Annotated in this window: 11 protein-coding genes and 1 pseudogene; 8 read left to right on the forward strand and 4 right to left on the reverse strand. The window is 39.9% G+C overall.

Annotated features, from left to right (window positions below; all coding sequences use genetic code 11):
* Positions 1–189: 189 nt before the first annotated feature.
* The 8 genes and pseudogenes from G4D82_RS06965 (at position 190) to G4D82_RS07000 (ending at position 7751) form a co-directional block, all read left to right on the forward strand.
* The gene (locus G4D82_RS06965; RefSeq protein WP_166335972.1) at positions 190–1161 is read left to right on the forward strand and encodes a Gfo/Idh/MocA family protein; all 972 of its coding nucleotides are present in this window, start codon (positions 190–192) and stop codon (positions 1159–1161) included.
* A gap of 28 nt (positions 1162–1189) precedes the next feature.
* Entirely contained in the window at positions 1190–2083 is an 894-nt protein-coding gene (locus G4D82_RS06970; protein WP_166335974.1) for a 3-hydroxyacyl-CoA dehydrogenase family protein, read from the forward strand.
* A 10-nt stretch (positions 2084–2093) separates the two neighbouring features.
* Complete coding sequence (locus G4D82_RS06975; RefSeq protein ID WP_166335975.1) at positions 2094–3308, forward strand: DUF1015 domain-containing protein; 1215 nt, start codon at positions 2094–2096, stop codon at positions 3306–3308.
* A gap of 11 nt (positions 3309–3319) precedes the next feature.
* Positions 3320–3979 (forward strand): YggS family pyridoxal phosphate-dependent enzyme, encoded by a 660-nt coding sequence (locus tag G4D82_RS06980; RefSeq protein WP_166335977.1) that lies wholly within the window; start codon positions 3320–3322, stop codon positions 3977–3979.
* Between the two features lie 21 nt (positions 3980–4000).
* Positions 4001–5371 (forward strand): annotated as a pseudogene (locus G4D82_RS06985) (exonuclease domain-containing protein); the annotation flags it as partial.
* 99 nt (positions 5372–5470) lie between these two features.
* Positions 5471–6409 carry a tRNA (adenosine(37)-N6)-dimethylallyltransferase MiaA gene (miaA, locus tag G4D82_RS06990; RefSeq protein ID WP_166336073.1) on the forward strand — a complete coding sequence of 313 codons (939 nt, stop codon included), beginning with the start codon at positions 5471–5473 and terminating at the stop codon, positions 6407–6409.
* A gap of 110 nt (positions 6410–6519) precedes the next feature.
* A complete protein-coding gene (locus G4D82_RS06995) occupies positions 6520–7263 on the forward strand; it encodes an acyl-[acyl-carrier-protein] thioesterase (RefSeq protein ID WP_166335981.1) in 744 nt (247 codons plus the stop codon).
* A gap of 5 nt (positions 7264–7268) precedes the next feature.
* Positions 7269–7751 (forward strand): GyrI-like domain-containing protein, encoded by a 483-nt coding sequence (locus G4D82_RS07000; RefSeq protein WP_166335983.1) that lies wholly within the window; start codon positions 7269–7271, stop codon positions 7749–7751.
* 152 nt (positions 7752–7903) lie between these two features.
* Here the strand turns inward: G4D82_RS07000 and G4D82_RS07005 are convergent, their stop codons facing one another.
* The 4 genes from G4D82_RS07005 to G4D82_RS07020 form a co-directional block, all read right to left on the reverse strand.
* Positions 7904–8620 (reverse strand): response regulator transcription factor, encoded by a 717-nt coding sequence (locus G4D82_RS07005; RefSeq protein WP_166335985.1) that lies wholly within the window; start codon positions 8618–8620, stop codon positions 7904–7906.
* Positions 8621–8637: 17 nt separating this feature from the next.
* On the reverse strand, positions 8638–10221 hold the full coding sequence (locus G4D82_RS07010) for a sensor histidine kinase (RefSeq protein WP_166335987.1): 1584 nt from the start codon (positions 10219–10221) through the stop codon (positions 8638–8640).
* 71 nt (positions 10222–10292) lie between these two features.
* Positions 10293–10874 (reverse strand): dephospho-CoA kinase, encoded by a 582-nt coding sequence (coaE, locus tag G4D82_RS07015; RefSeq protein ID WP_166335989.1) that lies wholly within the window; start codon positions 10872–10874, stop codon positions 10293–10295.
* Positions 10871–11869: a glycosyltransferase gene (locus tag G4D82_RS07020; protein WP_166335991.1), complete on the reverse strand. Its 999-nt coding sequence runs from the start codon at positions 11867–11869 to the stop codon at positions 10871–10873. Before G4D82_RS07020 ends, coaE begins: the two co-directional genes overlap by 4 nt.
* Positions 11870–11926 lie beyond the last annotated feature (57 nt).

Consider the following 11926-nt stretch of genomic DNA (forward strand, 5'->3'; position numbering starts at 1 on the left):
TATTTTGAATGTTGAATGTTGAATTTTGAATGAGTCATCCCTCAATCGATTTTCATTCCATAGTATAGTTGAATAACTAACCGGATTTGTTGAGAACCTTAGCCGCAAATTGATTGTACGAAGCAAATTAATTCCTATTTTTGTTCACTCGCGGCCTAGCCCGAATTGAATGAAATAAAAAATCCACTTATGCTCAAAATTGGCGTTCTCGGTGCTGGCCATCTCGGGAAAATACATTTAAAACTACTCCAACAATCTGAAAAATACGAGCTCGTTGGTTTCTACGACGAAAATCTCGAAAACGGAAAAAAAATCGCTGAAGAATTTGGTTATAAACAATTCCAGACCATCGCTACTTTAATCCACGCTGTAGATGTAGTAGATATTGTTACTCCGACACTTTCACACTACAAATGCGCGCGAGTGGCGATCAAATCCGGAAAGCACGTTTTTATTGAAAAGCCGATATCCAACACTGTAGAAGAAGCCGAAGAAATCATCTCGCTTGCCAAAGAGTACAATGTAAAAGGCCAAGTCGGACATGTAGAACGATTCAATCCGGCCTTTATCGCTACCAAAAATATGATTGAAAATCCGATGTTCATCGAAACACACCGTTTGGCCGAATTCAATCCGCGCGGCACAGATGTTCCGGTAGTATTGGATTTAATGATTCATGACATCGACGTGATTTTGAGCGTTGTAAAATCCAAAGTGAAAAGGATTAATGCCAGCGGAGTTTCGGTAATTTCAGATTCGCCCGATATCGCCAATGCCCGAATTGAGTTTGAAAACGGCTGCATCGCCAATCTGACTTCAAGCCGGATTTCGATGAAGAATATGCGCAAGTCGCGGTTCTTCCAAAAAGATGCGTACATATCAGTAGATTTTCTTGATAAAGTGTGCGAAGTCGTGAAAATGAAAGACGCACCTGAAACGCCGGGCGATTTCGACATGATTTTACAAAATGCGGAAGGAGTCAAAAAGCAGATTTATTTCGCCAACCCGGAAGTACATCCGAACAACGCGATTCTCGATGAATTGGAGACTTTTGCCGATGCCATCAACCACAACACAACGCCGATTGTTACTTTAGAACAAGGTACAGAAGCACTTCGCGTCGCCTACCAAATTATTGGTTGCTTTGAGCCGGGTGCCTAAAATTCAGAACAAACTAAAAACAGTATATATGAAAAATATCGCCGTAATCGGAGCCGGAACCATGGGTAACGGTATTGCCCACACTTTCGCCCAAAGCGGATTCACCGTAAAACTAATAGACGTTTCTGAAAAATCACTCGATAAAGGCATGGCCACTATTGCCGCAAACCTCGACAGAATGGTTGCTAAAGGCACCATTACCGAAGCCGACAAACTTAAAACCATCGGCAACATCATCACCTACACGGATATTAAAGACGGCGTGGTTGGTGTAGATTTGGTCGTAGAAGCTGCCACCGAGAATGTAGAACTTAAGCTCAATATTTTCAAGCAACTCAATGACTATTGTTCGCACAGCACGATATTGGCTACCAATACTTCATCGATTTCGATTACCCAAATCGGCGCAGTGGTATCGCATCCGGAGCGTGTCATCGGAATGCACTTTATGAATCCGGTGCCGATTATGAAACTTGTAGAGATTATTCGCGGTTATAATACTTCTGATGCCGTTACTAAAACCATCATGGATTTGTCAGTTACCTTAGGAAAGGTTCCGGTGGAAGTGAATGATTATCCGGGCTTTGTTGCGAATCGAATTTTAATGCCGATGATTAACGAATCCATCGAGACTTTGTATAATGGTGTGGCCGGGGTTTATGAGATTGATACCGTAATGAAACTCGGAATGGCACATCCGATGGGGCCATTGCAATTGGCTGACTTTATCGGCTTAGATGTTTGCCTCGCTATTCTTCACGTAATGTACGACGGCTTTAAAAACCCTAAATACGCTCCTTGCCCATTACTGGTCAATATGGTTCGCGCCGGAAAACTGGGCGTTAAGTCTGGCGAAGGTTTTTATGATTATAGCGAAAGTAAAAAGGCCGAGAAAGTGGCGAAAATGTTCACTAAAAACTAATATTTAAAGATTGGCGACCATAGTTCCTTTCCAAGCTGTAAGACCAACTCGCGATAAAGTTTGTCTGGTTACCTGCCGTTCCTACGACGAATACGTGAATGCGGAATTGGCTGCTCAGCTTGATTTCAACCCATTGTCTTTTTTGCACGTGATTCGTCCGGCTTTTGTAAACCAACAGTCTATTGCTTACGAGAAACGTTATCGTCAAGTGCATCAGAAATACCAAGATTTCAAAAACGAAATCATTTTGGTCAAAGATGACAAACCGGCCGTTTATATTCACAAGATTAAAACAAAAACCGAATCTTTTGCAGGCATTATTGTGGGTACTTCTCTAGAGGAATATCGTCAAAATATCATTCGCAAACACGAAGATACCATTGCATTTCGCGTTCGGCTGCTCAAGGAATACATGAAATATTCGGAGTTCAACACAGAGCCGGTGTTGATGACTTATCCCGACAATAAAACTATCGAGAATTGGATTTTTAATTGCACACAGAAACTCGCCGATTTCGAATTTTCGACCACCAAAAAAGAAACGCATTACCTCTGGAAGATCGAGGATCAACTGGAAATTAATTGGTTGCAAAATATCTTCAAAAAAACTGATTATCTGTATATTGCCGATGGCCATCATCGTTGTGAAGCTGCTAAATTGCTAGCCGATGAAAATGACAACCCAAACAACAAAGCCAAGGATTATTTGTTGAGTTATTTGATTTCGGAACACAACATCAAAATTTACGAATTCAACCGACTCGTTAAAGACTTGAACGGTCTTTCGCGCGAAGCCTTCATTAAAAAACTGGCCGAAGATTTTATCGTAAAAAGCCATAGTGAACAGCCTTTCAAACCAACGCATAAACACGAATTTGGGATGTATCTCAACCATTGTTTCTACAGCTTGACCCTGCGAGACGAACGATTCGGTTCTGTATTGGAAGCTCTTGATACTCAAATTCTGTACGACAAGATTTTGCATCCTATTTTGGGAATTTCTGATTTGAGAAACGATGAACGCATTGAATATGCCTCCGGAAAGAACTCGGTTTTAGATTTAAAGCAACGAATAGATGATGAAGAGTTTGAGGTAGGCTTTGTTCTTTATCCGTCGGATATTGAGGAAATCAAAGCTTTGGCCGACAACGATTTGATCATGCCTCCAAAAAGCACTTACATCGAGCCGAAGTTCAGAAGCGGTTTGGTGATATACGAATTGTAGCGAAAGAAAAAATGTCGATAGCAAAAAACCTGATACAAATCAAAGAATCTTTGCCGACTGCGGTTACTTTGGTCGCGGTTTCTAAAACCAAACCCATAGCCGATTTAATGCAAGCTTACCAGGCTGGCCAACGAGTTTTCGGCGAGAACAAAATTCAGGAAATGACAGAGAAATACGAGCAAATGCCCAAAGACATCCAATGGCATATGATTGGGCATGTTCAAACCAATAAAGTCAAGTTCATGGCGCCTTATGTTTCGTTGGTTCACGGTGTCGATAGTTTAAAGCTACTCGAAGAAATTAACAAACAAGCATTGAAAAATAACCGTGTAATCGATTGTTTGCTGCAAGTACATATCGCCGAAGAAGAAACCAAATTCGGATTGAACGAAGAAGAACTCGATGAGTTGTTAAATTCAGCAACGTTCATGAATCTCAAAAACATCAAAATTACCGGACTCATGGGCATGGCAACTTTTACGGATAACCCAATGCAAATTCGAAAAGAATTCCAGCACTTAAAATCCATCTTCGACAAACACCAAAAACCAGCAACCCACAACCCACAACTGACAACCCTTTCCATGGGCATGTCCGGAGATTATCAAATAGCGATTGAATGTGGCAGTAACATGGTTCGCATCGGAAGTAGTATCTTCGGGCATCGCTAATTTAACAACAACCGACAACTATCAACTGAATTGTACGCAATACTTGACATAGAAACCACCGGCGGGCAATATAATGAAGAAGGCATTACCGAGATTGCCATCTATCAGTTCGACGGTCATGAAGTTGTAGACCAATTCATCAGTTTAGTAAACCCTGAAATTCCAATCCAACCTTTTGTGGTGAAACTTACCGGTATCAACAATGCGATGCTGCGGTCGGCACCGAAATTCTACGAGATTGCCAAACGAATTATTGAAATAACCGACGGCTGTATCATTGTAGCCCATAACGCTTCGTTTGATTTTAGAATCTTGCGCACCGAATTCAGGCGGCTCGGTTATGATTTTGAGCGACAAACCCTTTGCACTGTAGAATTGGCAAAAATTTTATTGCCAGAGCAAACTTCCCACAGTTTAGGCAAACTTGTGCGCGCTTTGGGCATTCCGATGGCCGACCGACACCGCGCTAGTGGTGATGCGATGGCAACGGTAAAGTTGTTCAAAATCCTGTTAGAAAAAGACGTGACCAAAACCATCGTCAAGAGCATGATTCAAACCGAATCGGTCAAGAAATTGGCACCCCGACTTAACGATATTGTTGAAAGTCTGCCCTCGAGAACCGGAGTCTATTATATCCATCGCGAAGACGGAACCATCATCTACATTGGCAAAAGCAAGAACATCAAAAAACGAATCAACCAGCATTTTACCGGAACCACCAACAAATGCAAGAAAATCCAGTTGGAAGTTTTTACCGTAACATACGAAGAAACCGGTTCAGAGCTTATTGCGCTACTCAAAGAAAGTCATGAAATTAAAGCCAATCAGCCTATTTACAACCGCTCGCAACGCCGCAGTATTTTTCAATGGGCGCTTTACGACGAACTAGACAGCAACGGTTACATCAACCTGAAACTGCAAAAAGCCGATGGCCGTCGACGAGAAATTACCTCGTTTACTAGCCTGCAAGAAGGCAAAAACACCTTGTTTCGAATTTCAGCGCAATACCAATTGTGTCAAAAGCTCAATGGCATTTACGATACGCAACAACATTGTTTTCAATATACAATTAAAGAATGTGATGGCGCGTGTATCGGCAAAATTGCTCCGGAAATTTACAACCAGCGCGTGCAGGAATTCATCGACACGTATCTTTTTGAAAACAAAACGCTCGTGCTGATCGACCGCGGCCGGAATATTAGCGAGCGTTCGGCAGTGCTCATTGAAAACGGTATTTACAAAGGATATGCGTTTTACGATTTGAATTACCAAATCCGCAACATCGATATACTGAAAAACATTTTGGTTTCGATGCCCAGTAACCGTGACACGCGCAAGATTATTCAAAGCCAAATGCGCAAAAGTAAAAGTTTGAAACAATTGATTTTTTAGCAGCTTTTTTCCGCTTTTCATTTTATCTTTGTCCGCGAACCCCGCGAACAAAGGATGCCATTACAATCGGGGCTATGGCTATCGAATTTTCAAGAACCATTGAATTATCTCATTACCATTACCGGCCCAACCGCTATCGGAAAAACCGCCTTAAGTATCGAATTGGCGCGGCATTTTGGTTGCGAAATCATTTCCTGCGACAGCCGTCAGTTTTTCAAGGAAATGAGCATCGGTACTGCAGTTCCAACAGTGGAAGAATTGGCCGCCGCGCCACATCATTTCATCCAAAGCAAATCGATCTTTGAACCCTACAACGTGGGCGATTTTGAGAAAGACGCAATAACCCAACTCGATACGCTTTTCGCTAAAAATAGCATTGCCGTTTTGGTTGGTGGTTCCGGTTTATACGTAGATGCTATTTTGAAAGGTTTAGACGATTTTCCCGAAATTCTGGCAACCATTAGAAATTCTGTTGCATCTGATTATCAAAAATATGGAATAGCTTACTTGCAAGAATCATTGAGAAAAATCGACCCCGAATATTACGAGAAGCTCATCAAAGAAAACCCGCAAACTTTGCTTAATCCGCAACGATTGATGCGCTTTGTAGAGGTTGGTTTGGGCACGGGAAAACCTTATTCCTCGTTTTTGAATCAAAAGCAAAACCAGCGCAACTTCACTCCTATTGTCATTGGTTTAGAAGCCGAACGTGTTATTATTTACGAAAGAATCAACCAACGTGTAGATTTGATGGTGCAAAACGGATTAGTTGAAGAAGCAAAAGCTTTGTTGCAACATAAAGATTTAAATGCCTTGCAAACTGTAGGCTATCGTGAACTGTTTGATTATTTCGAAGGAAAATTATCGCTCGAACAAGCTATCGAGGAAATCAAGAAAAATACCCGAAGATTTGCCAAACGCCAACTGACTTGGTTCAAACGAAAAGAAGACACGAAATGGTTTGATTTTCAAACACCTAGTGAGAAGATTATCAATTATATAGAGAACAAAATGAGAAACACGAATTTCACTAATTAGCACGAATTAAATAACAAAAGAATTTTTTTCTTTCAACTCTCTAAAACGTTGCAGGAAAAATAATCTTCTCAATTCGTGTAAATTCGTGAAATTCGTGTTTGATTAAAACTATGCCTATAGCTCCTGACTTTCAATCTGTGTTTTCCCGCGATTGGGAAATCAACTTCATGCAATGCACGCCAAACGGATTTTTGCGTTATACTGAATTGTGTAATCTGTTGCAACTCACCGCTGCCGCCCACTCGGAATCTGGCGGTTTCAGTTTTGTGGATATGCAAGCGTTCGATCAAGCTTGGGTGTTGAGCCGAATGCGTTTGGAAATTTCCAAGTTGCCAAAGTGGAAAGACGTTATTACAATAAAAACTTGGATCAATTCGCTAGAAAACTCGCGCTCTGTCAGGGCTATGGAGGTTACTGTTAATGGCGAGAAGTATGTTGGCGCGGAAACTTTTTGGGCCGTCTTCAACACTAAAACACGTCGCCCGGAAGGCATGGCGTTGGCGCATGAACACTGCGAGAAATACCCGGATGAGCGTGCCACATTACTACCGTTTTCTAAAATCGATATCGACCGAAACAATGAATTGGTTTTTGAGCGAAAAGTGGTTTTGTCGGATTTAGATATCGTGAACCACGTGAATAATGTGAAATATCTCGAATGGTGTTTGGACTTGGTGGATGATAACGAAATCTTGAACCAGAGGATTTCAAGTTTCGAGATGAACTTTTTAAAAGAATTGTCATTGAACGATTGGGTTCAGATTCACACAATTAAAAAAGACAACAAGACCGTTTTTAGCATTACCAAAGACGATAAGGCAGTTTTTGCGTTGGAACTGGAAACTAACTACTAAAAAAGATGGAACCTCGAATTATTCATATCGGAGCCAAGAAACTTATTGGTCAGCACGTTTTAATGTCTTTGGCGGATAACAGAACTTTCGAATTATGGCGTGGTTTTATGCCGAGAAGGAAAGAAATCACCAATAATTTGAATACGGATTTAATTTCGATGAAAGTTTGTCATGAGCCAGTGGATATCGGCCGAATGGACCAGCTTCACGAAAAATGGGCCGCTATTGAAGTAAGCAGTTTTGAATTTGTTCCGCCCGATATGGAAACCTTCGAATTGCCAGGTGGCACTTACGCTGTTTTTCATTACAAAGGGTTGAATACAGACCCGAGAATATTCATTTATATTTTTACCGATTGGTTGCCCAACTCAGAATATGAACTGGACGACCGACCGCATTTTGAAATCCTGGGCGTCAAATACAAAAACAATGACCCAGATTCTGAAGAGGAAATCTATATTCCTGTTCGGCCTAAAAGCGAAAGATAACACGAAAGCCCTAGCCCGGATGGTAGCGGCAGCTTTTTGTTTGCTGGGGTGGTATTTCTTTTTCACCCGATGTGGAAGCAAACAAAACTATAGCGGACAGCCGGAACAGCTACCCATAAAAAAAGCCCTGATTACTCAGAGCTTATTTCTTTTTAACTGGCGAGTTTGTTTTTGATTACCAAACGGAAGCCTTCGCCGTGAATGTTGAGAATTTCAACGTCTTCATCGAGTTTGAGGTATTTCCTGAGTTTGGCGATGTACACATCCATACTTCTGGAAGTGAAGTAATTGTCGTCTCTCCAGATTTTTGTAAGCGCTAATTCACGTGGCATCAAATCGTTTTCGTAGATCGCAAGCATTTTGAGTAACTCGTTTTCTTTGGGCGACAATTTGATCGGTTCTTCGTTTTTGAAAGTTAAGAACCTGAGTTTCGAATTCAAATGGAAATTTCCGATTTGAAACTCAAATTTAACGTGATCGGTTTTGACATCGTTGGCCTTTCTTTGGATAATGGCTTTGATTTTCATCAGCAAAACTTCTGAATCGAAAGGTTTGTTGAGGTAATCGTCTGCGCCAACTTTATAGCCTTTGAGCACATCTTCTTTCATGGATTTGGCCGTTAAGAAGATAATCGGTACGTCTTTGTTTTTCTCACGGATTTCTTTGGCGAGCGTGTAGCCGTCTTTATAAGGCATCATCACATCGAGGATGCACAAATCGTAGGTGTCTTTCTTGAATTTCTCGAAGCCTTCCATGCCGTTTTTAGCTAGTGTGACTTCAAAGTCGTTGAGCATAAGGTAATCCTTGAGTATGGCTCCGAAATTCTGGTCGTCTTCTACCAGAAGGATTTTTTTGTTTTCTGTTTCCATAGCGGTTGTTGGTTTATTTAGTTGATTAGTGGTAATTTAATAATGAAGGTGCTTCCTTTCCCTTTTTCGCTTTCTACAAATATCTGACCGTTGTGGTCTTCTACAATTCGCTTGACATAAGCCAAGCCTAAGCCGTGTCCTTTGACGTTGTGCAAATCTCCGGTGTGTTCGCGGTAGAACTTCTCGAAAATTTTCTTTTGCGCCACTTTGCTCATTCCTACGCCTTGGTCTTTGACTTTGATGATAATGAAATCTTTGACGTTTTCTGTATAAATATCAATTCGCGGCGCTTCGGTGGAATATTTAATCGCATTATCTAAAATATTCACGATGACATTGGTAAAGTGAACGTCATTGAGCAAAACAGTCGTCCGGTTCGCATTGAGGTGCGTCGTGATCGAACCTTGGCGGTCTTCAATGATGAGGTTGACGTGTTCAATGGCTTCTTCAACAATATCGTGAACGCTATATGATTCTTTAGTGATTTCGAGCTCTTTCTTTTCAAGTTTGGATATTCTAAGAACATTCTCGACTTGAGCGTGCATGCGTTTGTTTTCATCGCGAATCATTTGAAGATATCGCTGGATTTTATCTTTATCTTCAATAATCTTCGGGTTTTTAATGGCATCAAGAGCAAGATTAATAGTTGCAATCGGCGTTTTGAATTCGTGCGTCATGTTGTTGATGAAATCGGTTTTGATTTCTGAAATCTGACGCTGGCGAATTAGCTGATTCAGTGCACTACTGTATGCAATCAGGATAACTAAAGTGAAGATAATCGAGAGCAAGGTAATACCGATCAGTTCAGAGAACAAAAACTTTTGTTTTTGAGGAAAAGAAACGAGTAATTGGTATTTGTTATTGCCTTCATTATCTGTAAAAACAGGAATCGAATAAGTTTTGTCTTTTTCATAATTGAAATTATCCGATTGGACTTTTGTAGCTAATCCGTTGCTATATATACTGAATTCAAATGGTGTTCTGACACCGTATTGATCCAGTTCGGTTTTTAACAACAGTTGCAATCTATCTTTTGAAACCCTATCCTGCAGAGGCTTGGCAGCTGCAATATCTTTAAAAAAAATCTCAAATTGGGCTTTGTCTAGAATTTCGAGCTTACCTGCTTTTTTGATTTTGATATCTGCTGCAATGGTTTGTTGCATTCCAGATTTATCGATATTACCGTTGTTGAATACCTCAGTTACCCTTTTTGATGTAAAGTTTTTGAGTTTGATGCTGTCGGTTTTTTTATCAAAGAACGAGGATGAAATGTTGTAATCTTCCGAAATGATATTGTTAGAGTAAATAATTGTTTCGTTGGTTCGAGAATCTCTTTGGTAGTAACCAAATTCCAGAAAATCACTTTTCTGTGGTTCTTTCCCAATACTATCTTTTAGTTTTTTGTATTTATCAATAAAACTAAAAGCTTCTTCGGCTTGTAATTTCTCGGCTACGTTGCCAATCACTTGTTTGACGTGAAACCGAAACTGCTCGTCATTGTTTTTGAACGAGGTGTTAAACCAATAAACTTGCACGAGAATGATGCCGATTAACGACAAACTCATTAACAAGACAAGCAAACGGAAAAACAATTTATTCATCAATCCAAAATTAACATTTTAACATTTAAACGATAAATACATTAACCAAAGATTAACATCAAAACCTAATTTTACGGATTTTGCAGTTTTTTTAGAATTTCTTCTGCTTGAATCTTAGCTGAAGTAAGCTCTCGGTTTTCAATTACATAATCACTTTTTGCGATGCGCATTGGGTCGGTCCACTGGTTGTTGATGCGACTCAGAATGGCTTCCCTGCTAGTCTGGTCACGCAACAACACTCTTTCTATTCTGCTTTCCAATGGCGCGATCACGGTAATAATTTTATCACAATCTTTATAACTTCCACTCTCAAAAAGTATCGCGGCTTCTTTAATAATAATTGGACAATTTTGTTGGGATGACAACCAACTTTCAAAATGAGCTTTTACCGCCGGGTGAACAATTTCGTTCAATAAACTTAGCTTTTCAGGATTGGAAAAAACCAAGTTTGCTAGTTGCTTTCTATCAATTTTATTGTCAACCAACTCCACCCCAAAAGTCTTTACTATTTGTTGCTGAATTGAAGCTTCATCGATAATTTTCTTAGCTTCATCATCAGCAATATAAACCGGAATTCCTAACGATTTGAAATGCTTAGCAATAGTAGTTTTTCCGCTACCAATGCCTCCGGTAAGCCCAATGATTTTAGTCATTTTTTAAAAAATAGTTCCGGAAATGCTGATTCCGGTTGTTGTTTTAAAACGTTGATTCGAATGAAAGATTGCAAAAAACCCATACCATAACCATGGAATTGTTTCCAAGTAGCAATAACGGCTAGAAATCCGACTTTTAAGCTTTTGTTTTGCGCAGAAGCAACTATCATCAATACAAAAAAGTAGCAACAATAAAGTTTCATTAAAAAATCTTCTGCAAAAATCAACAACAATAGTGAACTATAAAGTCCTAAAATAAAAAAGGTTGGAAAAAAATAAGACCATTTGTTATGCTCAGGATACCAACTATTCAAAATCGGTCGAGCCTTCCCAAATTTCTTAACTTGGTGCGTGAATTTTTCCCAATCGATACGGCGCTTGTGGTAAACATAGACTTGTGGAAACAATCTAGTTTGAAAACCTAAATTCCATAAACGGATGGATAAATCTGGATCTTCACCCGGATGAATATTACCGAAACCTCCGGAAGCCTCAAATGCTTTTCTGGAAATGCCCATGTTGAAACTTCGAGGCTGAAACTTGTTTATTTTTTCAGAACCGCCTCGAATACCACCTGTAGTTAGAAAAGAAGTCATTGAAAAATTGATGGCTTTTTGAATATCAGTAAATGAATCTAGCGCTTTATCAGGGCCGCCATAGCAATCGACATAATTCATCTGAAAAGCTTTAACCAATTCTGATAAATAGTTTCTGGGAATGATGCAATCTGAATCGAAAAGAATAAAATAATCGCCTTTAGCTTTACGCATTCCGAAATTTCTTGAATCGCCAGGCCCGGTGTTCTCTTTGAAATAGTATGCAATGTTGAGTAAGCCTGCATATTTCTCTACCACTTTATCTGATTTATTGACAGAACCATCTTCTACGATTACCACTTCAAACTCCTGATCGAATTCTAGGTTTGACAAACTCTGCAACAGTTCTTCAGTTTCCTCTGGACGATTATAAACCGGAATTACAATAGAAAATAACATAAGCACCAATTTGAACAAAGGTAAACTTTATAAAAAACAAAAACCACCTTAACAGGT

The organism is Flavobacterium lotistagni (assembly GCF_011392125.1).
Classification (GTDB): domain Bacteria; phylum Bacteroidota; class Bacteroidia; order Flavobacteriales; family Flavobacteriaceae; genus Flavobacterium; species Flavobacterium lotistagni.